General features: G+C 40.1%; 15 protein-coding genes and 1 pseudogene. 4 read left to right on the top strand and 12 right to left on the bottom strand.

All coding sequences use genetic code 11. The features are described 5' to 3' along the window. Positions 1–38: 38 nt before the first annotated feature. The gene (locus Q0976_RS14015; protein WP_299494472.1) at positions 39–842 is read right to left on the bottom strand and encodes a class II glutamine amidotransferase; all 804 of its coding nucleotides are present in this window, start codon (positions 840–842) and stop codon (positions 39–41) included. Positions 843–1087: 245 nt separating this feature from the next. On the opposite strand from Q0976_RS14015, the gene fadE reads away from it, so the two are divergent. Continuing rightward, a complete protein-coding gene (gene fadE / locus Q0976_RS14010; RefSeq protein ID WP_299494471.1) occupies positions 1088–3535 on the top strand; it encodes an acyl-CoA dehydrogenase FadE in 2448 nt (815 codons plus the stop codon). Between the two features lie 161 nt (positions 3536–3696). Here fadE and Q0976_RS14005 read toward each other — a convergent pair whose 3' ends face one another. From Q0976_RS14005 to hrpA, 4 genes are all read right to left on the bottom strand, one after another. Next, a complete protein-coding gene (locus Q0976_RS14005; RefSeq protein ID WP_299494470.1) occupies positions 3697–5919 on the bottom strand; it encodes a M4 family metallopeptidase in 2223 nt (740 codons plus the stop codon). Between the two features lie 621 nt (positions 5920–6540). Beyond that, on the bottom strand, positions 6541–6858 hold the full coding sequence (locus Q0976_RS14000; protein ID WP_299494469.1) for a DUF4387 domain-containing protein: 318 nt from the start codon (positions 6856–6858) through the stop codon (positions 6541–6543). Next, positions 6855–8213 carry an acyclic terpene utilization AtuA family protein gene (locus tag Q0976_RS13995; RefSeq protein ID WP_299494468.1) on the bottom strand — a complete coding sequence of 453 codons (1359 nt, stop codon included), beginning with the start codon at positions 8211–8213 and terminating at the stop codon, positions 6855–6857. The genes Q0976_RS14000 and Q0976_RS13995 overlap by 4 nt, the downstream gene beginning before the upstream one ends. A 152-nt stretch (positions 8214–8365) precedes the next feature. Then, complete coding sequence (hrpA, locus tag Q0976_RS13990; RefSeq protein ID WP_299494467.1) at positions 8366–12487, bottom strand: ATP-dependent RNA helicase HrpA; 4122 nt, start codon at positions 12485–12487, stop codon at positions 8366–8368. Between the two features lie 937 nt (positions 12488–13424). Between hrpA and Q0976_RS13985 the strand changes: the two genes are divergently transcribed. Further along, positions 13425–13751 carry a hypothetical protein gene (locus Q0976_RS13985; RefSeq protein WP_299494466.1) on the top strand — a complete coding sequence of 109 codons (327 nt, stop codon included), beginning with the start codon at positions 13425–13427 and terminating at the stop codon, positions 13749–13751. A 645-nt stretch (positions 13752–14396) separates the two neighbouring features. Then, positions 14397–14528: a hypothetical protein gene (locus tag Q0976_RS13980; protein ID WP_299494465.1), complete on the top strand. Its 132-nt coding sequence runs from the start codon at positions 14397–14399 to the stop codon at positions 14526–14528. A 371-nt stretch (positions 14529–14899) separates the two neighbouring features. Here Q0976_RS13980 and Q0976_RS13975 read toward each other — a convergent pair whose 3' ends face one another. Further along, on the bottom strand, positions 14900–15448 hold the full coding sequence (locus tag Q0976_RS13975; protein WP_299494463.1) for a DUF296 domain-containing protein: 549 nt from the start codon (positions 15446–15448) through the stop codon (positions 14900–14902). A gap of 1176 nt (positions 15449–16624) precedes the next feature. Next, positions 16625–19342, bottom strand: a complete 2718-nt coding sequence (locus Q0976_RS13970; RefSeq protein ID WP_299494461.1) for an Ig domain-containing protein — start codon at positions 19340–19342, stop codon at positions 16625–16627. Between the two features lie 320 nt (positions 19343–19662). Here Q0976_RS13970 and Q0976_RS13965 point away from each other — a divergent pair, with 320 nt between their 5' ends. After that, on the top strand, positions 19663–20145 hold the full coding sequence (locus Q0976_RS13965; protein ID WP_299494459.1) for a pyrimidine dimer DNA glycosylase/endonuclease V: 483 nt from the start codon (positions 19663–19665) through the stop codon (positions 20143–20145). Positions 20146–20185: 40 nt separating this feature from the next. Here Q0976_RS13965 and Q0976_RS13960 read toward each other — a convergent pair whose 3' ends face one another. The 5 genes and pseudogenes from Q0976_RS13960 to Q0976_RS13940 form a co-directional block, all read right to left on the bottom strand. Continuing rightward, a complete protein-coding gene (locus Q0976_RS13960) occupies positions 20186–20641 on the bottom strand; it encodes an energy transducer TonB (protein ID WP_299494457.1) in 456 nt (151 codons plus the stop codon). Positions 20642–20707: 66 nt separating this feature from the next. Then, entirely contained in the window at positions 20708–21211 is a 504-nt protein-coding gene (locus tag Q0976_RS13955) for a GNAT family N-acetyltransferase (RefSeq protein WP_299494455.1), read from the bottom strand. Positions 21212–21845: 634 nt separating this feature from the next. Beyond that, entirely contained in the window at positions 21846–22160 is a 315-nt protein-coding gene (locus Q0976_RS13950) for a hypothetical protein (RefSeq protein ID WP_299494454.1), read from the bottom strand. Between the two features lie 142 nt (positions 22161–22302). Further along, on the bottom strand, positions 22303–23259 hold the full coding sequence (locus tag Q0976_RS13945) for a hypothetical protein (RefSeq protein ID WP_299494453.1): 957 nt from the start codon (positions 23257–23259) through the stop codon (positions 22303–22305). A gap of 792 nt (positions 23260–24051) precedes the next feature. Beyond that, positions 24052–24384 (bottom strand): annotated as a pseudogene (locus Q0976_RS13940) (transposase); the annotation flags it as partial.

Raw genomic sequence — 24384 nt, 5'->3', positions numbered from 1 at the left:
ATATTTTATCATAACGGCACGGGTTATGATCCGTGCCGTTATGTCTCTCCTTCCATTTCAGCGAGCTGATTAATCACCACCTCACCTTTTCTAAATAATGTCCATTGCCCAGGAGCTAAAATATGCCACTCTTCATTATGAGTGAGTGGACGCGTTGCAATCACAGTGACAATATCATTCGGTGTCGTTTCTTTATCAAAATCCACCACAACATCAGTGTCAATCAGCTTTGCCTTACCAAAGGGAGCCTTTCGCGTAATGTAACACAAATTATTGGAACAATAGTTCATCAAAAAATCACCATCACTTAAAATCATATTGAACACACCCAATTGCCTCACTTGATCGGCTAAGGTTGCAATATAACGATAAACAGGCAACATATCTTGGGGTTTAGAATAACCAAACTTATCCAAAACCTTATCTAAAATCCAACAAAAAGCTTGTTCACTATCGGTATCCCCCACAGGAAGGAAACGAGTCGATGTCAATATATTCTCATAGCCACTCAATTGCCCATTATGGGCATAGGTCCAATATTTCCCCCACAATTCACGCATAAAAGGGTGAGTATTTTCCAATGAGACTCCACCACGATTAGCTTGCCTAATGTGGCTTATCACCAATTCACTTTTAATCGGAAATGACTTAATCATAGTGGCAATATGTGACTCACTACTCGGACAAGCGTCTTTAAATGAACGGCTTCCTTTACCTTCATAAAAAGTGATCCCCCAGCCATCAATATGGGGACCCGTCACTCCCCCTCTTTGCGCCAACCCTGTAAAACTAAACACGATATCAGTCGGCACATTCGCGCTCATGGCCAGCAGTTCACACATGATATTCACCTACGTTATACACTATAAACCCTAATTTTACGCTATTTTACCCAGTTCTGATCGGAGATTAAATAATAAAAAAACAATAAATATTTAAACAAATGTTTAAAAAAGCTTGTATTACTTTTCACTAAGGTTTAAATTTTATAGCACACAGGTCAGACCACGAATACTTTCGGTCTGGATACCAGTAAATATTCGTGACCGTTTTCGATAACTGGGTCACACTTTGAAGGAGAAAGACAGTGAATATGCTACTTTGGATTATAGCGATGATCTTAGTATTAGGTGCATTAACCTATTTACGAGTATCGTTGCTGACTGCAACACTTGGTGCTGGTATTGTGATGGTGGCAGGTTCGATGATGGATATTATCAACCCTGTTGCTTGGATTGCTTTTTTAGTCTTAGCTTTACCGCTTAATCTGACCACTTTTCGTAAAAGCTTCATCACTCGCCCATTACTAAAAATGTATCGTGGGATCATGCCAGAAATGTCTTCTACGGAAAAAGAAGCCATTGAAGCGGGTACCACATGGTGGGATGCGGATCTTTTTTCAGGCAATCCTAATTGGAAAAAGCTACATAATTACCCTAAGGCAACCTTATCAGCTGAAGAACAAGCCTTTATTGACGGTCCAGTTGAAACAGTATGTGCCATGGTTAATCAACATCAAGTCTCCCATCAGCTTGCCGATCTTCCTGAAGATGTTTGGCAATATTTAAAAGATAATGGCTTTTTTGCCATGATCATTAAAAAACAATATGGTGGCTTAGAGTTTTCAGCTTACGCTCAATCTCGTGTCCTACAAAAGTTAGCTGGTGTGAGCAGTGAATTAGCATCGACCGTCGGTGTGCCTAATTCTCTTGGTCCAGGTGAATTATTACAGCATTACGGTACTAGCGAGCAACAAAACCACTATTTACCCCGTCTTGCTAAAGGCCTTGAAGTACCTTGCTTTGCATTAACCAGTCCCGAGGCAGGCAGTGATGCAGGTGCGATTCCAGATTTTGGTATTGTCTGCAAAGGACAATGGGAAGGCGAAGAAGTCCTAGGTATGAAACTGACCTGGAACAAACGTTATATTACCCTTGCCCCTGTGGCCACGGTATTAGGGCTTGCCTTTAAACTGAATGATCCAGATGGTTTATTGGGCGATAAGAAAGAACTTGGCATTACTTGTGCGCTTATTCCAACAGATTTAAAAGGGGTTATCACAGGTCGTCGTCATTTCCCGCTTAATTGCATGTTTCAAAATGGCCCCACTCAAGGTGAAGAGGTTTTTGTGCCTTTAAGCTTCATTATTGGTGGCCCAGAAATGGCTGGCCAAGGTTGGCGCATGCTGGTTGAATGTTTATCTGTTGGCCGTGGTATTACGCTGCCTTCTAACTCTGCCGGAGGCATAAAAACCACCGCACTAGCCACAGGTGCATATGCCCGCATTCGTCGTCAATTTAAATTAGCCATTGGTAAACTTGAAGGTATTGAAGAGCCAATGGCCCGTATCGGCGGTAATGCCTATCTAATGGACGCCGTTGCCTCACTGACAACCACAGGTATTGATTTAGGTGAGAAACCATCCGTCATTTCTGCTATTGTTAAATATCATTTAACCGATAGAATGCAAAAAAGTATTATCGATGCCATGGATATTCATGGCGGTAAAGGCGTTTGTCTTGGCCCCAATAATTACCTTGGCCGAGGCTATCAAGCTGCGCCAATTGCTATTACCGTGGAAGGTGCCAATATTCTTACGCGTTCTATGATCATATACGGTCAAGGGGCTATCCGCTGTCACCCTTATGTCCTTGCCGAGATGGAATCAGCCTTTGATCCCGATGCCAATAAAGGCTTAAATGACTTTGATGCGGCTATTTTTGGTCACATGGGTTTCGCAGCAAGTAACTTTGTACGCAGTTTCTGGTTAGGCTTAACCTCAAGTCGTTTCTCTAATGCGCCCTATTCTGATAAAACGAAACGTTACTATCAACATATGAATCGTTTTAGTGCGAACTTAGCACTACTGTCTGATTTAGCTATGGCAACATTAGGCGGAAACCTAAAACGCAAGGAACGGATTTCAGCGCGTCTAGGGGATTTATTAAGTCAATTATACTTAACCTCTGCCACGCTTAAGCGTTACCATGACGATGGACGTAAAACAGAAGATTTACCGCTTGTTCAATGGGCTGTAGAAGATTCATTGCATAAACTGCAAACCTCACTTGATGAACTATTAGACAACTTCCCAATGGGATTGGGCCGTGTACTGCGTCTAGTCATTTTCCCCTTTGGTCGTCCATTAAGTCGTCCAAGTGACGCCCTTGATGGTAAGGTTGCCGCCATTATGCAAACGCCTTGTGCCAGTCGCGACCGTTTAGGGAATGGCCAATATTTTGAGGCCCATGAGAATAATCCTATTGGAGTACAAGAGGAAACCTTTAAAGATCTTCTGGCAGCAGAACCATTATTTGATAAAGTCTGTAAAGCTGCAAATAAGCGACTACCTTTCATGTGGTTAGATAAAGTAGCAGCAGAAGGTAAAGCGCTGGGGGTCTTATCTGAGGATGAAGTAGCCTTATTGGAAAAAGCAGAAATAGGTCGTATGAAATCCATTAATGTCGATGATTTTTCAGCTGAAGAACTACAGGCAAAAATGAAGGTAAAAAAGAAACACATTCAAGCAGCATAAGTAAAAAAACAGCACTTGAATGAAAAAGGAGGCTCACAATGAGCCTCCTTTTTTATAAACGCTATTGACAAGGATTATCTCACCTGCAATCCACCTCTTTGACTTCAACAGTGAAAAGCAGGTAATGCACACTTATCGACCTTACTGTTTAACCAATCACATTACAAAACATTAAGGGTATAGTCTTCCACTTCTCCCCAGCTAAAGCTTTCACAAGCCGATACGGAAGAGTTCCACTGCATAGCCACTCTCATAACGGTTGCTCCTGTCATTGCTGAAGCTGGAACCGTTAAGGTACCTGTAACCGTATTACTCGCAGTACCACTAAAGAGCTGCTCACCTGCATCATCAAAATCACCATCTTGGTTTAAATCGGCCCAAACTTGCCAAGTTTCAGTATAAGATGCCCCCGAATAGCCTGGAGTTAACGCCATGGTGTACTCAGTCCCTTTAGTCATATCGATAATTTGCCCAGTAAAGTCGGTATAACCACTGGCACCTGAGCTGTTACTAAAGCTTCCAACACTGACACCACTTATCCACTCATAACTATTTGAACCACCTGCAGCAGAGCAGTAATCAGGTGTAGAGGCGACATTGACCGTTTGCGTGACTGAATGTGAGCGGTCATCGACATCAGTCACTGTCAAGCCCACTTGATAAATCCCTCCTCCAGCATAAGTATAAACAGGGTTTTGCACTGCAGAGCTGCCGCCATCACCAAAATCCCATGCCCAAGTGCTAATACTGCCATTTGGGCTTGAACTCAGATCAGTAAAGCTCACCGTTAAAAATTCTTTACTATATGAAAAATCGGCGACCGGTTCATCGGGGATCACCAAATCAATCCCCACAACAGCAAATGCATCACGCACATCAGCAGCAGGATAGTCAAAATTCGGATTAGTATCTTTAAGTGCCATAGCGGCATCTAAAATGCCTTCAGCCCCTTGTTGGAAATTGGTCAGTGGCCCCCAATAGTCCAAATTGGCTTTGACCCAGATATCAAATGCCTTATGCGTATCCCAACCAGCAGTGGTAGCTAAATTATAAAAAGCGCGATTAAAGACTCCACTGGAATAGTGCACCCCCAATCCATCGTAATAGTCATCCACATGCCCAATAGAGCGGCCATCTAAGGTTGGATCGGCAAAATAACGTAGCGCCCCCGTTGCCGCTTTAAAAATATCCGCTCCCACCATAAAGTCATTAGTGCCTTTCATGTAAAACTCGGCGGCATCACCGGAAATATCAGAAAATGACTCATTAATGCCACCTGACTGCTTCTCATATTCTAACCCAGAATTTTGCTCGGTTACCCCATGACTCACTTCATGAGCAGACACATCCAGCGATGTGAGTGGATAGAAAGTATTTCTACCATCACCAAACGTCATGGAAGAGCCATTCCAAAAAGCATTCTCATAATTATTTGAGTAATGAACCCGCATTGTTAGCTGAAAAGTGAGTGGCGCGGTTTGATACCAATCATTAAACATATCAAACACCACTCCACCAAAGAAGTGCGCATCATTAAGCGGAGAATAAGCGCCATTAATTTCTTTCTTGGTATTTTCATAGCAACCAAACTCAAAAACAGATGTGCCCGATGTGCCATGGTTTAAATCCACAGTTTTCACATTGGTGTTTTCCATTTGGCAAGTCGTACCGTCCACATCAATGATATCAAATACAGGGAAATCAGTGCCATAATGATATTGACCCACTTTTGCATTACCACCTGGGCCTGTCCCATTAGCAAACGCTAAACCATCATAACTCTCAATCATTTTCCCCGTTGTGGCATCAATAATGTAAGTTGGTCGAGTAGGATGGCCTCCTTTCGCTGCATCGGCAAAAAACGACACATAAATAGCCAACTTAGCTTGATTACGCTCATTTAAATAAATCACTTTCTCACTGATCGCATTTTCAAATACCCAGCTTTTTACTTCAGGATATTGTGCTTTTAATGCATTTTGCTGCTTAACCAGTGCCGCTTTAGCCTGCATTTTATTATTTTGTATACTTTGAGTGCTCACATCTTTGTCGATACCTTGCAATAAAGCCCCATGTAACGCGACTACCTGCTGGGCATCATCAGTTGTCACTAAGACATGGTGTCCCCAAACAGGTAGCCCTTGATACAGCTGGCGATAACGGCTATGAGTGATATTGGCTGTGGTGGTACGTTGCTTGATTAAATCTAGATTATCATTCTTAGTAAAATTAAGTAGGCTTCTTAAATCACTTTTATCTGCATTAACATGTAATAATTGCGTTTGATTATTACGTAAGTCAAGTTGTGTAGCCGCAAATGTAATCGAAGGTAAGAAAGAGAAGAGCCCTAATATTGAACAAGAGATAATACTTTTTTTAAACATTTAAATATCCTTATAAATATAAATTTAAAAACTGACCATCATTGAGTGAAGCAATGAACAATATACTTTTTCAAATCATCAATAATTGAAATAACAATACTTTTATTTTAGATGAAATATTAAAATTATATTCCCCTCACCCAATCAGACAAATGATCAAGGTATTTACCTATCTTCAAATACTTTGTTAAGAAAAAACATATTCTCGATATGTTTTACAGCAGTATTTCGATCTAAGGCTAGTACAGAGAGTAAACTTGTCAAACATAAAACATTAACTTTTGCTAATAAATCAAATAACCTATAAAATCAAAAAATTAAAATAACCCCCAAATAATTGAAGTTGAAAAGTAAGTTAAAAATAATGAAAAAACAGAATATAAGCCGTTACAATGATTTCAATATCATTTATTTTAAATAGTAAAGTGACAATATCAATCATTATGGATCATTACGACTTTAATACTACTTATTGAATGAAATATAAACAACAATGATTATCATTAATTATAAGAAAGTCATAAAAATGATTGAGAATAAAAAATACAATATCTATTACTAGTAAAATATAAGTAAAATTATCGATACAAAAAATTTTTAATAAAAATAGAAAAAATAATATTAAACATCAAGAGTAATTGCTAATAATGGTGCATGCTGCTGCGCCCCATAAACATCATTATCTCCTTGACTACCGGATGGTTGAATTCTGTTAAGAACAATTTTTATTGATTTTGCAGGTTCAAAATAAATAATCGATTTAACCTCTTCGACAGAAATATTATATAAATTTGCAATAAGCTCATCATTAATCTGCTGTGTCTTTTTTAAAACATCATAATCAACTCTATGATTAAAAATAATATCCAATGTTAATTCAAATGGACTGCAGTTTTTAGAGCGGATCACCTTAGCCAGCTCAGTTAATACCTTTTTCATGACTCAATCACCTTCAATTTAAAAAAGGAAAAATCTTGCATTTCAATTAAATGATACATAGAAAAACAATAGACAGGACCAGCACTTAAGTCTGACGGCGAAAAAGGAAACGCCAAATTTCCTGCTGTAGCAATGCGGTTAGGGTAACCGAAGTGCAATAAGGTTGAACGCGTCAAACTACACATACTATCGGCAATGGCTTGTTCACTGGCAACCACCTCAATAACCACTCCTAATTCATGCGCTTGAGTTATTTTCATGGGTTCTTGTTGTCCCATCACCCCATTCTTACCATATACGTGAAAATCAATAAAAGCTTCAACGGTATCTTCTTCCATTCGAGTGCACATTTTATCTTTAATCGTTGTTAAAATATCATCAATTGTATTAATCATGATCGGATCGCGGATCCCAGCAATACTCACCGTTCGATAACCTTGTAACCGCGCTCCTTCCAATTTGACTCGATAAATATCATCTTTAACAAAACGACTTCCCGTCACACGCACCTGTCCATTGCCTAACGCACTAAACACAACTTGGGTTAAATCTAAATATCCACCCGGCCCTGGTAACAGGTAAGGGTTCGATTTTTCATATAAAGTATGAGCAGCAACGGAATCTTCAGTAAATTGCCTTTCATCACTGCACGAAATAAGCGTAAAACCAGATTGATCAATCACCCCCACCACGCAATCTGCGCCAGATCCCGGTTCAGCCGCAATAGCAGCGCATTCTAAAATCTTGCCCATATGAATAGCAAGGCCTGCATCAAAGCCACACTTTATCGGAAGAGCAGCAAAAACAGCAGGATCATAAGCCCTTCCAGCCAAAATAATCTGACATCCAGCATCTAATGCCTCAATAAAAGGCTCAACCCCCATTTGAGCAACAATTGATGTTGTCGCTTCAACCTCTTCTTTCACAAGTGGCGCTAAACCTGCCAGGGCCGTCACTTTATGACTCTCAATTCCATTGATAACAGCTTGTTTATCAATATCAGCAGTAATAACGCCAAGCTTCGCAGTAATACCTTGTTCTACAAGTAACTCTTGCACAATCTCAAGGGTCCAATCTAAATGTGCTTTCGCACCTGAGCCCCCTGCAGAGCCCACAATAACAGGGATCTTTGCTTGCACGCCCGCAATGATCATCTGCAGTAAATCTCGCTTAACCGCGGCCCTATCAGTAAAAGACTTACCTGAGCCTAAATAAAACGGGCCAGGATCCACTGAGCCTGCATCAACGGCAATCACATCGGGCTTCATCGCCATGCCCCGCTCAAACGAGGATAAAGGAAAGCCGTAACCTAAAATAGCAGTAGGGGATAGTACAGTTAATGACTTAGGTGTCATAGTGTCTTTAGGATAAAGGAATGTCTTTTAAAGTATAGAACAGGCACACATAGAATTGACAATAACGAAAATCAATATAGAGAATGAAAGCAGAATGGCTGCCTAAACAATCATTCACGCTTTCACCTTCACATTATTTTAATCAATCCGCCTTAACTTTCGGCAATTTTATTCAAAATCCGTTTCTCCGAAATAGGATAAGCCGTCCCTAAAATTTGCGCAAAACAAGAAACACGGTACTCTTCAATCATCCATCTCGCCTCCACTAATACTTCAGATTCGGGCATGTTTTTAGTCAATTTTGCCACTTGGGCATCCAATTGTGCTTGTACCTTGCTTATGCTGTGCATATGCAACCTGTCACGGTTTGGATCCACAGGCAACTTATCAAGACGATTCTCAATCGCCTTTAAGTACCGCAGCACATCAGGCAAACGTTGCCAGCCACAGCTTTGGACAAAACCTTTAAACACCAGCTTATCTAATTGCCCATGAATATCGCTCATGGCAAAAGCAATATCGAGACTGATCTTCCCCTTTAAGCGTTTCTTCACTTTTTGATATAAAGTCAAAATGGCTTCTACATCGAGGGAGATTTTCTCAGCCGTGGGATTCAACTCTTGGCGTACCCAATCCTTTGCAGCATCAAAACTGGCCTCATCACGAATATCCAGCTTTTTTTCGTCCAATAAACGTTGTACTGCGGCCGATAAAATATCATCGATTAACACTTGCACCTGACCAAAAGGATTAAAATACATCGCAAGCTTGGCTTTATTAGGCAAACTCTTTTGTAAATATTTCACAGGAGAGGGAATATTAAGCAGCAGTAATGTTTTTAACCCCGCAGAATGCTCTTTATCCGCCTCATGTTCATCATCAAATAATTTGATAGAAACACTGTCTTTATGGGCCACTAACGCCGGAAAGGCTTTTACCTCAAAATTACCCTTATTTTGCTGGTATTGCTTAGGCAACTTACCAAATGACCACGTAGTGAGGGCATCTTGTTCAATTCCTGCATCCGCCACTTGACGAATAGCTTGAGATACTTGCCCTTGCATGCTGTCTTTTAGCGGTAATAATTCTCGCCCTTGCGCCAATAACTGGCCTTTATTGCCCTCTACCTTAAAGTTCACCTTCAAATGTTTGCTCAATTGGGCAAGATCAAAATCATGAGGTTCAATGCGTACACCACTCATACGCAGTAACTGCTTACACATGGCATCTAGCAAGGGTAAATCAAACGGTATCATTGCCTGTATACAAGCCTGAGCATAATCGGGCGCAGGCACAAAATTACGCCTTAAGGTTTTAGGTAAAGACCGAATAAGGGCCACAACTTTCTCTTCACGCAACCCTGCAACTTGCCAGTCAAAGTCGCTGTCATCCACCTGATTAATCAAGGCTACTGGTATGTGCACCGACACCCCATCATCAACCGCAGATGGCTCAAAATGATAACTAACCAATAAATTCAAATTGCCTTTTTGCCACCGCTCAGGAAAGTCTAGTGCCGACACATGAGTGTCACAGCGCTGCATCAAACTATCGCGTTCAAAATCCAGTCGCTCTGGCTCTTGCTGTTTGGCTTTTTTCCACCAGCGATGAAAAGACGCGGCGTTATACATGCCATCGGGCACTTTAGACTGATAAAAGTCCACCAGCACTTGCTCGTCCACCAAAATATCGCGGCGACGAGACTTATGCTCCAATGATTCAATATCTAACAGTAGCTTTTGATTGTTAATGAAAAACGCTTCTTTAGTCTTCAATTGGCCTTCTGCCAACGCACTGCGAATAAAAATATCCCGAGCTTCCACTGGATCCACCGGTCCATATTGGATTTTACGGCGATTCAAGACTGTCAGCCCATAAAGCACTTGATTTTCAAAGGCCACCACACTGCCCTGTTTGGCTTCGAAATGCGGTTCAAGATAGTTCTTTTTCACTAAATGCCCAGCCAAGTCAGCTATCCACTCAGGTTGGATTTTCGCGCAGCAACGAGCAAATAAGCGAGACGTTTCCGTCAGCTCTGCCGCCATCACCCATTTGGGACCCTTTTTAGCCAAAGGCGAACCGGGAAACACAAAAAATTTACGATTGCGAGCCCCCAAGTATTCCTTGTCTTTATCTTTAAACCCAATATGGCTGAGTAAACCAGTCAGTAAAGCGCGATGCAATAACTCGTAGTTAATCTCAGTATTCGCCGTATTCAGTTTCCATTTCAAATCATGTGTGGCTTGTCTAAGCTGGGCATACAAATCTTGCCATTCTCGCACGCGCAAGTAAGCTAAAAACTCTTTCTTACACTGTCGCCGAAACTGATTACTGCTATATTCTTGCTGGCTGGTTTTAATAAAATCCCACAAATTGAGCCATGAAATAAAATCTGACTCATTATTAATAAAACGCTGATGCGCCTGATCCGCCGCTTGCTGTTTATCTATGGGTCGCTCACGTGGATCTTGAATCGACAAAGCCGAGGCGATCACTAAGACTTCATGTAAGCAATCATTTTTATTGGCCTCAATGACCATTCGCGCCAATCGAGGATCCACAGGAATATGCGCCAGCTGCTTGCCTAAAGGTGTCAGTTTCAGCCCTTGGCTCTGTTTGTGCACTGCTTCTAGCTCTTCAAGCAACAAAAAGCCGTCACGAATGTAACGGGGATCTGGCGCCTGTATAAACGGAAAATGCTCAATGTCCCCAAGGCCAATAGCCAACATCTTTAAAATCACCGAGGCTAAGTTGGTACGCAGAATTTCAGGATCGGTAAATTCAGAACGAAGATTAAAATCCTCTTCACTGTATAAGCGAATACACACGCCTGCCGCCACACGTCCACAGCGGCCTTGTCTCTGATTGGCACTGGCTTGAGAGATAGGCTCAATGGGTAAACGTTGCACTTTAGTACGATAACTATAGCGGCTAATGCGGGCAAAACCGGGATCAATCACATAACGGATCCCCGGCACAGTCAAAGAGGTTTCTGCGACGTTCGTTGCCAGTACAATGCGCCTGCCCACATGACTATTAAACACTTTTGATTGCTCGCCATAGGATAAACGCGCATATAAAGGCAAAATTTCCGTATCACGGTACTGACGTTTATTGAGCTGCTCCGCCACATCACGAATTTCACGCTCGCCGCTTAAGAAAATCAGAATATCCCCTAAGCCTTCATTCACCAACTCATCGGTGGCAGCAAAAATGCCATCCATCATGTCCATATCGGTCTCATTATCTGACACTAAAGGCCGATAACGGGTTTCAACCGGAAAAGTTCGCCCAGATACTTCAATCACAGGCGCATCATTAAAGTGCTTAGAAAAACGCGCCACATCAATGGTGGCCGAGGTCACAATCACTTTTAGATCGGGGCGTTTCTTTAATACATTCTTTAAATAACCTAAAATGAAATCAATATTGAGACTGCGCTCATGGGCCTCATCGATAATAATCGCATCATATTGATCAAGAAATTTATCGGAGGTCAGCTCAGCCAATAAAATCCCATCGGTCATGAGTTTAATATACGACTCAGGCTTAATGGCATCGGCAAAGCGGACCTTAAAGCCCACCGCCTCACCCAAAGGCGTTTTCATTTCCTCTGCAATACGAGAGGCCACACTGCGCGCCGCCAAGCGCCGAGGCTGAGTATGACCAATCAAGCCTCGCGTTCCTAAGCCTAAATCCAAACAAATTTTAGGTAGCTGAGTCGTTTTACCTGAACCGGTTTCCCCTGCAATAATCACCACTTGATTAGCAGCAATCGCAGCGGCAATGTCTTCACGCTTTTGTGAAATAGGCAAATTTTCGGGATAATCAATTCGAGGGCGACGAGCAAGGCGCTGCTCAACCTTTTCACGGGCTTTTAACGCTTGCTCAGTCAGTCTTTGACGCTCTTCATTCTTTTTCGCCGCAGCTTGTTGCGCAACAGCCTTACTATCGGCATTGTCTTTACCTTCTTTGGTATGAACATGCTGACTTTTTATTTTCTGTTTACCCTTTCCTTTTCTATTAGCAGAATGAGGCCCTTTGTTTAATCGAAACAGACGCTTTCTAATACGGGCCGCATCGGCTTGATAACAGGTCTTTAAAAAGGCTGCCGATAACGGATGAGGCGAATGATGCTCAGCAGGCGCTGTCGGCGTACTCTCAGCAGCCGATTTAGAAGGTAAACCAGACGATGAGTCAGAATGAGTGTCAGCGCCATGGTCGTTAGCGCGCTCAGAATGTGAGCCAGAATGAGGGTCCGAATGCGAAGTCAAGTCAAAAATCCATAACCAAAATCAAAGGCGATGATTTTAACAAGAAATCAAAGTGTTTGATAGTCGCACTTTTTAGCCAAAGTCTAAGGCTTCATTCAATCTTCAAATGAAGCTCCTACATTTTTGTTTAGGTTTATCTGCTATTGATTCAATGTATTTGAGGTGTTGGGTTCATGGATACTTAACGCTTCCAGCGGGGTTTGTGCAGATACCTCTGTGACACACAGCAAGTATTTGACCTGCATGGATAGCAGGCGTCCATTTCAACATACCAATCCCCGACTTTATCAATACTTTTATCCAAATGACGAGATTAGAATGTAGGTAGCAATATTAATCTTGCCACCTAGCGGAATAGACGTGATCACCAGCTTCTATTTTTTATCTGGCTTTGCAAAACGCATGATAAATGTCACTCGTTAATTTAAGTCACTTTCTCATCCTCAAGTGATTTAAATTTATTCATGATTAACTTTGGGATCAAGCGTTCTTCTTTTGTCACTAATAATCCAGAAAAAATAACCAAAACTCAACATGCCTATTTGCATTTAGTCGACTGTTCTTTAATGATCAACCATTCATCCTTCATTGGTGTAAGCAAGTCGATGGGCTACTATCTTGTTCAAAGCTATATCCCATCACTGGTTTAGCTTTATTCATTTTCACACTTGATTAAGCGTTCGGTACATGCTCCTTTCGGCCATTCAGACTACATCCAACAAAAAGAGTGAGTATCCTTTATCACTCCGATCAAAAACGCGATTACATTCATAGATCAATTCAAATGTTTCATGTTTCATGTTTCATGTTTCATGTTTCATGTTTCAATGAGGATGCTAAGAACAAAACAACCCATAAATCCACATAAGCAGAAATGTTCTATACTCATTTTGAAATAATTTAAATTTTTCATATCAATTACCTATAGAGGCAAAATATGTCCAATATCATTTCTCAAGCAGTCTTCTCCATTACAGAGTTTAGAGCTGGCGCGTCATCATTAACGGCTCAGGTAACAGAAAATGATCGGATCCATGGTTATCGTTTGCTAGTTGAAAATGTCTCGGGCGGCTCTGCAACTGCCTTAGCGCAATATTGGCAAGATAATACTCCGCTTGGACAGCCAGTAGAACTTAACATTACAGAATCAACGCCCCTTGGTAATTCCATCAGTACGCCAGCAAGCGCCACGAAAGTTGTTATTACTTTTGGTAACATCACCTTCCCGATGGGCACCGTTATTATCACTATCTCAACAGAGTAAAAAACGCGAAGCAAAAAATAATGCACGCCGCTTTGTACATGGACTTTATTGCCATTTATTCAAATGGCAATCCCATTGTAATGATTCATCTACTTCCGGTGTATCTCTGAGTAGTGGATTAAACGCCATTTTCGCGTAATTCAAACCACTTGTCTTTCACTAATGAGACTGCTAACAACTATGTGATTAATCAAAGTCTATATCAGCTTCCAACAAAAAGAATGAGCATTCTTCCGTCCCCTAGTTAAAAAACGCGAGCACGACTTTCAAACAGATGACACCTCGCCCACTGTCTGCCTGTTAATATCGTTGCATTTAGATCCGTAAATAAGAGTCCTCAAGTAGTCCAAAATATAAGCACCCAACAATGAGTGCCTGAATATGAACATATCGCTTTCAGCCAAATAGAGACTTATTCGACGCCAATAATTGCCATCAAATTTTTTCATTATAAAAGAAAAAACTAGGACAAAATAATTTGTATTTTTTAAAGACAAATAGTCAACCACTTAACATTGATTTCACTAATTATCATTTATATTGTACTAGTAATAAACTCATTCAGCCTGACGTCACGGTCAAAAGATAATATTTGAACGCTAAATTCTACCGACTCTATTTCTAATTAAGGCATCTGATAAAAATGTGAAAAGTTTGTCTGTGGCTCAGCGCTGTGGTTATCAATTTGAAGGTCAGTTATATAACCATCGTTTACTGCCAAATGGTGACATTGACAATACAGTCATTTATGCGAAAACGGGTTTGTTAGTAAAATGACCCGATTCAAAAATCAAAAAATATCATACAGTTTGGCCATGAATAAAATAATAAACCTGAACTCGGGATAAGCAGCGCCGCTTAATAGCGGTATTTAGCCAAATTAAACAATAAAGAATAACGGGACTTAACTTAAAATATTGATTTTAAATGAATTATCAATATTCTTTGACACTCATTATCCCGAGTTCAGGTTAATAAGCACTTTATCTTGTCTGTAAACATGTTCCTTTTAATACTTCTACACCGCAATCAACGAGGAATTGACCCCAGCTTGGATTAAAGAAAAAGCAATCAATCGCTAACTCACGCCATAAAAGCCTCTGATATAGCCTCCAGCTTATCGACAAGTATTTATTTTATAATTCTTCTCAACGATTATCATTAGCTGAATTTTCTGGTGAGCGGATCAACCAAAGTGGATTATTTGGTTTTATTTGATATCGCACTGGATGAGCGTCAACAGGAGCAATCATTGCTTCAAAAGTCACTCCAACCTCTGAACGTTGATGATGACCGCCTAGTGTATTGTAATTACTATCACTTAAAATAAGATGAGCGTGTAAAAAAGGCTTGCTATCTCGTAAAGCTATGTTGCCTGTAAATGAGACCAATTCATAGATCTCGGTGTTAAACAATTTATGATCAAAGTCTTCTCTATTGGCATTATAATATGCCAAATCAACATTCTTAAGCGCGCCAATTGCCTGTATCCATGCACTTTGTATTTTCGCTTTATTAACGCAATCAATAATAGTATCTGGAAGTATACTTCCTTTTTTCAATACTAAAGTGAATGGCTTATCAGAACTTATGGATGCACATTCTGCTGATCCCATTGCAAGCTGCTGCTCATTAGCATAACTTGAAATACTTATTGCCATTGCAATAAAAGTAATGATGAAGCGACATGTTTTCATTTTCTAAATATCCTATATTTTAGATCCCGAAATATAGTGTAGTTTGAGTCTAACCCCATAGCGAACTATTCACTATGCTCATTCTTCTTTTCAAATAATGCTCAACTTAATAAAATGTCATTGTCATTAATATGTCGATATCCTCCACTCCTGATAGGTGAATACACTGGATATTAACAAACGTCATCCATCTAAATACGATTAATAAGGTGTTTTAAGACTTAATGATGTCATTATCGGCGACGAATACATTCAATCCCATACACAATAGGCCAAGTCAATTTGCACCCCTTCTATGAAACAAACTTACCTCAAATGGTAATATCACAATTTAGTCATACCTCATCACAACCACAAGTCAAATATAAAATTAGCAGGTTCACCATGGCTAACAGCCAATTCCGGCTGTTTAAATCACATTAATATAGTCCAAGATGATTAAGCCAAACGACCCATATGACTTCAGCAGCATAATGAATTTTTGACATGTCATTTGGCATTTTCGCAGGTGAAATATCATTGCCATTAACAAAAGTGAGTATAAACAGCGAGGTTAGTAAATACTAACCTCTTTCCTGTTGATATCATAGTTAATATTAGTATTACCCCTAAAGGATTAGCCATTAACATTAGCAATGGATTAGACAATATTATTAAGCTATTCATTGTAAACATGGCTGAATAAAAGCCACTGCCATGGATCATTTGAATACAGTTAACACAATCTTTAAATAAGTATTCATCACGTGAAAAACAAGAGCAAAGTAAACAGAAAATCTAAAACAGATTAAGTAATCACAATGGGGGCTAAGGGGTCAACGCCCCCTAGTCATTCTAAGCTGATGTTCAGTCACGCAGTATAAAAGGCCTTGCTTTTACATATAAAAGAGGCCAGCCCTTTGGGAGTCTGTAAAAGCACGGACTTCTGCGTTGTATCACCTTAAAAGGCAATAAGCATTTTGGCCCCTTTTCTTGCAAAAGAGTACGCCTTGAATTAGGCACTTTTACAGGCTCTGAAAACAGGCATCTTAACGTCTAACTGGTATATCTCTAAGAAAGTGGCACCGCATTGACTCTCAACGTTTACCCACTTCAATTTATCCTCGTCTCTCCAGAGGAATAAAACACTCTATCAATCATAATGATTGACCATAAGCTCCTTTTTATTTTAACAACTCATTGAAACAATACATAACCTATACGTTCTGCTGAGCTATGTGTTCTTTTACTGTTACTTTCATCAATTGTCAGTGACAGCGTCCCCTCAGGACTTCCTGGTAAGCCATTGAGTACTGCCCAACCCCCATCGGCGCCATCTAATCCCATGACCGAAGCAACAGCATGACTGCCCTCCCCCGTAACATAAAGATACTCCCCGCCATTCGCGATACCTTTCACAATATCAGCCCCGATTGCCGCAGTAAAATAAAGCCCTTCAGCGATATAATGTCCAGACTCAATAATGATAATACCCACATCTTCTGCTAAGCGGCTTCCTCTGCTGGTGCTAGTCCCTTTTCCAGCGATAAAGGCTATCTCTGTTGGCAAGCCAAGATCTTTCTTACCACCATTGCTTGCACTCCAAAAGTATGAAAACTCAGTATCTTGATAGGTCATAACTTGGCCAATCACCACAGGCATTATATAATCCGTATTGTTTAACATGGTTTGCGTTTCAGCTTCCCAGATATCTTTATGTCCTGTTAAACTGGCCGTGACTCTTTGCGCCTCCATTTTTATACCATGCTCCTCTTGGGTATAAATCCCTTCCTCCACGACCATATAACTTAATGTTACCGATATCGCCTCTCCCGTTTGATTAATGTCTTGCGCCATGATCTCAAATTGATTACCAGTAGCGTTGCGGATCCGCGGCACGGTAGCAACATGACTCAATGTATAAACAGGCGTAGCTACCACCACCATATTATCGTAATCGTGACTTAAGCTGACCGTTTGCCAGTGATTGCTCACATTGATTAACACGCCATGTTCCATCTTAGGAGTACATTGCTCACCCACCACAGTGAGAGTAAACATTGGTGATGATGTGCTTGCCATACCATCTGATATTTCAAAATAAATGTTTTCTGCATTACCTTGATCGCCACAAGCAGGAGTCCCAAAAATTTCACCTGTTTGCGTATTAATCTCAAGCCAAGTCGGTGCATTGACGATAGAGAAAGTCATATTCATCGCATCTTGCTCATCGCCATCATGCCAAGCAGGAAAGAAAGAAAAAGAACCGCCAATCATAACAGTATGATCAACAATATGGCTGTATCTGAACAGGGGGACTTGATTATTTACCAGATCATTTTCCACATCGACATACCAGATCCCCGAGCCCACATTACCGCCAAACTCCCCCCTATGTGACGCCATAAGCAAATCACCATTATGATCGGTCAGAACATCTAACATGCCATTTAAAAATTTAGTACTTTGCGGTTGATGGGCACCACTGGAAATCAGCTTTTCTAATGACCATTCTCCCTGATCTTGATTTAATAAAAACACCGCATTTTGCACACTCCAGCTGCCCATGACAGCACTTTGATGATAATTGCCACTGGCCGTCACAAAATCGAGACCACTCGGCGGAATTTTATCCATATCATATTCAAGCATTAAAACTGGACGCCCCTGCTTAGCAGGATCCGGTTCAATCACTCCCAGTGCAATGGCTTGAATAACACTCTCATGGGTACTTTGCACATCACGCCAATCCCCTACAGTGGTATTACTTTTAGGGCAGCCATAATCGATGCCGCGAACAAGTTTATAAAGCTGATCTCTAGGGGTACCATCAACAGCCGTTGGATTCGGACACAAAAAAGTCAGCGATGAGGCATCATTCACCGCATGCATTGAAGTGTAAATATCACCGAGTTCATCTGTGGCGATACCAAAAGGATTACGTAAACCTTGAACATAATTGCGGATTTTATGTGGCTCACTACTGGTAAAAATTTGAATATCTTTATTATGTTCCTGTAGTAATGCATTTAAATAATCTTCGTGACTATCAAAATTATTCGGATCGATATGCCCTCCAATGTCATACCAAGCAGTGTTTGCTGTACTGGTGTCATTCAGCTCAAGTAAATTTTCAATGAATAATATCGACGCCGTATAAGCTTGCTCATTGGTTTGAATGTCACCTCTAGAGCCTAGCGAAATAAATAATGCATTACCGCTAACATGCAGTTGCTGAATTTGATGATGTGAGACACTTAACGACTCAGCAATAACTTGGCGAACTTCATTGACCTCATTCCCATCTGCGATGGTTTCTCCCCAGATCCTATCGCCATCATCATCACTCAATCGAATAATATTTTGAAAAAAGTTTCTGCCACCACTGTTATCAAGTACCACGGTCGGCGCTAAGTACATAAAAACCTTACCTGCAGTATTCGTATGGTGATTGATTGCAATGGGATCGTAATGAAATGCAATACCAATAGAGCCATGGCAACTCTCACCTGGCGTTTGCCCCGGATTCGCCTCATTACATTTTCCATTTAACGCATTTCGAGTACTTTCAAACACGGATGCTGAAACCGCCGCTATGGGAGCCTCATCAAACCCCCCTTCTATTTTATCGACTTCTTGATATTGATACGCCAAAATACCGTGGGTTAAGGTTGCTGCGTACAGATAGTTAGGATCCCCTGGTGCAATGGCAAGCTGAGTATAACTTGGCTCGCTACGAGGAGCATCATTAGCGGAAGTGGGGTGCTCTATCAAGGTAAAAGCATCTTCACCAAAAATATGCTGCTTATCCGCATCAATAAGATAATTTCGAGCCATTAAAGGGGAATTGAACACGCATATAAAAGCGATAAAGACATGTAACAACCAACGATATAGTAATCCACTTGACAACATAGCTATCTCCCTATAACCCGTCGATGAATAATCAATAGCAAATAAACCTGTTAGCAATATCGATAAAACGTTAAAAGGAAATAAAATTTAGACATAACAACAGATTAAATCCATATAAATATATTGACTTAACAGATGAAAACAGTATGAACACTTTGAGTATTTGTCGATAGTGGTCAAAAAGCAAAGAGACACAAAAAAAAGATAAATAAACAATAAAACCCAGTCAATAAAAACCTGATGTAAAAAATCACTCGGTTTATTTATTGGTATACTAAAAGTTGGCATCATTTTCAATCAGCCCAAGGATGAAGGCAATCATGAACATTTTCGTGCTTGATAACGACATTGAACACTGCGCTCAATATCATTGCGATCAACATGTGATTAAAATGATCCTTGAAAGCGTGCAAATACTCTGCACTGCGTTAAATAAAAAAGGCTTTGTGGCACCCTATCGTTCCACTCATATTCATCATCCTTGTGTACTCTGGGTTGAAGCGTCATTTGACAACTTTCTCTGGCTGAAAGAATTAACGCGAGCACTGAACCAAGAATATCGCTATCGTTATGATAAACGAGATGATCATAAATCTATCGCAGTATTGGATACCTTAAAAGATGACAAATACAAATATGAACATCTAGGCTTAACCGAATTTGCTCAAGCCATGCCCGATCAATACAAAATCGTAGGCGATCCAATCAAAGCCTACCGACAATTTTACCTAGGGGACAAAATGCATTTTGCCAAATGGCGTAAACGCCCCGCCCCCGATTGGATCACCCATCCCGACGGCTAAAGCTCACAAAATGCACATCATGCCTTAGCTGGTTAAAGGGCTAAATGTGAGTAAATCCGCACAGCGTCTCTGCTTCACTCTTATTTTTAGCCCCATCAACCATAAAATCTAACTGAACGGTAGTCAAAACAGGTGCGCTATCAGTATTTTCTTGTGTCGATGTCCATTTCCAATGCTTTAATACTGCGATAGCAGATTGATCAAATATCCCTTCAGGGTATGACTTTTTGACTTTATACTCACCCATTCTGCCATCTTTTTTAATACCGACAATAACATCAACACAGCCAGACACCCTTTTTCTCGCTGCACTAATGGGATATTTAGGATGTTGACTCGTCTCCACCACCCAATATTCCTTAACGCGTTCCTTATACTCCTTTGATGTTAAGTCTATATAGTGTACTGGCGATTCAGCCACCCCTTCTACAGCATCATTTGAAACACATGCCCCTAAAAACAGGCTAAAAATGGATAATGTAACGACTTTCCTCATGGCTAATTCCTTATAGCGTTTATGCCAAGTAACAGGCTAGGTAAAACGTGTGTGACAGCATTGACTTCACAATTTCAATCTCATTGGTTGAACAGCCAACGCTGAGGTTTCTCGAAGCTTTTCTAATGAACCATAAGACTCAAACCCAGTCGTTTTATATAGATAAATCGCACCTAAATTGACAGTGGTAACAGCTAAACAAAGGTAATCTACATCACAGCCTTTTGCCCATACGATGATTTTGTTAAGCAGTAAACTGCCAACACCCTGACCGCGCACACTGGGAGACACCCACATTTGATAGATATGAGCCGTTTTATCGAATGGATGGTGAAGTACCCCAAAAGCGAGACCGACTGCAACTCCATTTAACTCAGCCATTAATGGCAGTGCATATTTAGCCCGATTATCAAGCTCAAGACGAGAAAGCCATTCTTCATTGGAAAACTTAATTTCAGAACCATAAGTACTACCAAATGAATCAGGGGAGTCTTGTAAAGATAAAAGCCTTAATGCTCGATAAGTTAGCCAGTCTTCCTTTTTCAAGACTCTTACATTCAGCGTGCTCATCTCTATCCTTTGATGCCTAAACATTTATTCAACAACAGCAGGATAATCTTCCAGACTGCTTACTCTTTTTTTAAAACAAATCATTAAGTTTAAAACAGTTTTTTAAAGCAGTTTTTAAAACAAATCATTAAGCCAGAATACATTTATAACTCATTGTTGTAAATTGATTATTTCGACCCAACAAACAAGATCTCAGCAAATACCACACAACAAATGACCTATAGATAGACCATGCAACTTCACAGCATCACTTTTGATGAGCGCTAGGTTCACTGAAGTTACCAACGAAAATTAACCTTAGCTAGATATCTTTGGCTTCATGGAAATAATCGTGGATGTCCTGTTAATCTCTCGCTGTTAATCTCTCCTGTTAATCTCTCTAGTTAATCACTTATAGAAGGTGTTTTTGGTTAATTTATTTACCATACTTCGAAGACTTCTCCAAGATGCCTAACGCCTCAATCAGAGGCGAAAAATAGTTGGTTAAAATTAGCGACGCAGGAGCAAAAACCAACTGTTATTTGTCCTGATTTATTTGCTTATTAGGTAACTATGACACAGTACATAGACCAGTAATCACTTCCCCAAACGCTCCTTTATATACAAAAGGCTTTTCTTGAGACTTCTTGTAAGTCTAGATCTCAATATAATCAATGGTGTATGGATAAACGGTGACTGATTTATAAGTATTTTCACTAGGCAAAATATCATAAACTTTTGGCATAACGCCAGACATTGTATTAGTGATTTTTTCGCCTGTAATTTGACCTGATTGGCGATTAACGACAAAGGTACTACCAACATCTGGAGTTACAAAGCCAGCTTTAGTTATTAACTTTCCTGAATCATCCAATTTATATACTTCTTTAACCACACACTTAAAGTCATTTATTGCAAAAGAAGAATAGGAAATAGTTGAAAGTAGTACCAGTAGTAGAATATTTCTCATAACTCTCCTTGTTACCTAACGCCCGATTAAGTAGCCCGAAACGCACAATGATAGTTTCTGCATAGCAGAATAACCACTGAAACACCTGCAAACCAAAAATGCCACGCGTTGAGGGTCTTGAATTGCTTGTTAGGGGCGTTCTTCAGCTTACGAACAAGTCTCCTTGCCCTTTTTCCAAAGTTCTTTTGTGTCTGTAGGCCAAGCCTTGGGATGTTTGGCTTATTTGCTGACCATTGATATTGTCTAATACAGTTTCGACCGAGTATCCTGTTATTGTTATTTCACCGACTTCGTCTAATTTGCTATGAATGTTTAAAGCACACTGAATCGCAGAACCATGTTGAAAACTAATTCTTTCGTCTAGTACGTCTTGTTTAAACTCTTGGTCTTTCATGGTGAAACTTATAGTTTCACCATGAAAAACACCCTTCCATTTATAGTTACCCTGTTTCAGAACTGGAGAAACAATTTCAATAATTGCTTCGTCAACCGTTTCAACTGGTAATACGTTAGAACTTAGGATAAAGCGTTTAAAGCTACCACGTACTACCTCGGTTTCAGGGCTAACCTCGCTACCGTCAGATGAGAGACCATTTACACCTAACTTAGTGACTTTGCTGTATGTATTCAGATGTTTAAATAAGTTAGAGCGTCGAGTAATAACCTTGTAGTTTTCATTTACTACTTCAGCGACTTTTGTGACTGTTTCAGGTTGAACTTTATCTTCTGTTATTTCTGCTTTTAGAGCTTGAATCCTCAATTTTCGCTCTTCTATACTCAAACGAAGGTCTTCTTTTTGAAGCCGCTCTAATTCTGAATCTGATTTTGGTAGCAGAGGGACGGCTATCGCTGCAATGCCAACAATAACAGAAAGAACTCCAGCGTTTGCGTTAGCTAGCTGCCATATGTCACGAAGTCCACCCTCTCTGTGAGCTTCGCATTCGATCAAGACATTTTCATCAAGTGTTTTAGCGATCTCTGTAAGTATCGCAATAACTTCTGCTTCACAACGATTACGTACCAACGCATCCATTGTGTGTGAGTCATCGCCGAAATAGTAGTGCATTTGAAATTTAGTAGCTAAGTGTTGCTTATTCATATATTGCATCCATAGAGTTCACCATCAATATGCAGCCTAATGCGGCCACTTTCAAATGCAACCATGTGATTATCGTCAAATTTCCAGGCAAAGCCCTAACCTTTGTATAGTGCGCATGCGCGTTTTTCTTTTATTAATGATCAATAGGTTACCATCAAACCAAACAGTTAACCACTGATCTAGCTACCAATAAGCAACATATTCATTACATTCGAGACATATTATTGACGACTGGGGCTCACTTAATTAATTGAAAAGTCACTAAATATTTTATATCTTATTTGAATAAATGCGCATGCGCACTTTTACTATGAGTCATTCCAAAAATCAATTAAGACATCCATAATTAATTTTATAACGCCGTAACCCAAAATCTACACCTCAAGATCTGCTATTCGTTCTTTACCATTAATATAAAGGTTAATCTAACATCAAAAAGATTGTTAAGCCTATGAAAAATATGATTTATATGAGTTTCATGCAAAGTAAATCACTGAACTAATTTTCAGAAGTTGTTCAGCATAATAAAAGAACGGTATAAAAATCAATTAAGACATCCATAATTAATTTTATAACGCCGTAACCCACAATCTACACCTCAAGATCTGCTATTCGTTCTTTACCATTAATATAAAGGTTAATCTAACATCAAAAAGATTGTTAAACCTATGAAAAATATGATTTATATGAGTTTCATGCAAAGTAAATCACTGAACTAATTTTCAGAAGTTGTTCAGCATAATAAAAGAACGGTATGGTTAAATGCTAAAAATGAGTACTCATCAAATCCCGTTAAGCACTATCGAGCCAACGAAGGCAGCTCCCAACACCTTGACGTCGTTTTCGCTCTAAATGCGCACAATAAGCATCCAACTCTTGTAAGCGACCAACAGGCCCTTTAAATAAACGTGTAAACTCTTTAGTTAATTTAAGCCAGTTATCAGGTGGAATATTCAATCGATTTAAAATCGGCATCGCAGACTCACTCATTGCGCCTCTTTTATCATTACGACTATTATTAAGAATTAGCCGCCCCGTTTCATCCACTAACTGCAAATAATCATTCAAATGAAATGCCAAGCCATTAGGAACATCAAGCCTTTCATTACCCACAAATCCTAATAA

The organism is uncultured Shewanella sp., from assembly GCF_947501665.1.
In the GTDB taxonomy this organism is placed as follows: Bacteria; Pseudomonadota; Gammaproteobacteria; order Enterobacterales; family Shewanellaceae; genus Shewanella.
This window is presented reverse-complemented; position numbering and strand designations above follow the sequence as displayed.

What these genes read in the sequence shown, in the direction of transcription:
- Q0976_RS14015 (WP_299494472.1), bottom strand. Translation starts at nt 842, where the DNA reads ATGTGTGAACTGCTGGCCATGAGCGCGAATGTGCCGACTGATATCGTG.
- Q0976_RS14005 (WP_299494470.1), bottom strand. Translation starts at nt 5,919, where the DNA reads ATGTTTAAAAAAAGTATTATCTCTTGTTCAATATTAGGGCTCTTCTCT.
- Q0976_RS14000 (WP_299494469.1), bottom strand. Translation starts at nt 6,858, where the DNA reads ATGAAAAAGGTATTAACTGAGCTGGCTAAGGTGATCCGCTCTAAAAAC.
- Q0976_RS13995 (WP_299494468.1), bottom strand. Translation starts at nt 8,213, where the DNA reads ATGACACCTAAGTCATTAACTGTACTATCCCCTACTGCTATTTTAGGT.
- Q0976_RS13985 (WP_299494466.1), top strand. Translation starts at nt 13,425, where the DNA reads ATGTCCAATATCATTTCTCAAGCAGTCTTCTCCATTACAGAGTTTAGA.
- Q0976_RS13975 (WP_299494463.1), bottom strand. Translation starts at nt 15,448, where the DNA reads ATGAAAACATGTCGCTTCATCATTACTTTTATTGCAATGGCAATAAGT.
- Q0976_RS13970 (WP_299494461.1), bottom strand. Translation starts at nt 19,342, where the DNA reads ATGTTGTCAAGTGGATTACTATATCGTTGGTTGTTACATGTCTTTATC.
- Q0976_RS13965 (WP_299494459.1), top strand. Translation starts at nt 19,663, where the DNA reads ATGAACATTTTCGTGCTTGATAACGACATTGAACACTGCGCTCAATAT.
- Q0976_RS13960 (WP_299494457.1), bottom strand. Translation starts at nt 20,641, where the DNA reads ATGAGGAAAGTCGTTACATTATCCATTTTTAGCCTGTTTTTAGGGGCA.
- Q0976_RS13955 (WP_299494455.1), bottom strand. Translation starts at nt 21,211, where the DNA reads ATGAGCACGCTGAATGTAAGAGTCTTGAAAAAGGAAGACTGGCTAACT.
- Q0976_RS13950 (WP_299494454.1), bottom strand. Translation starts at nt 22,160, where the DNA reads ATGAGAAATATTCTACTACTGGTACTACTTTCAACTATTTCCTATTCT.
- Q0976_RS13945 (WP_299494453.1), bottom strand. Translation starts at nt 23,259, where the DNA reads ATGAATAAGCAACACTTAGCTACTAAATTTCAAATGCACTACTATTTC.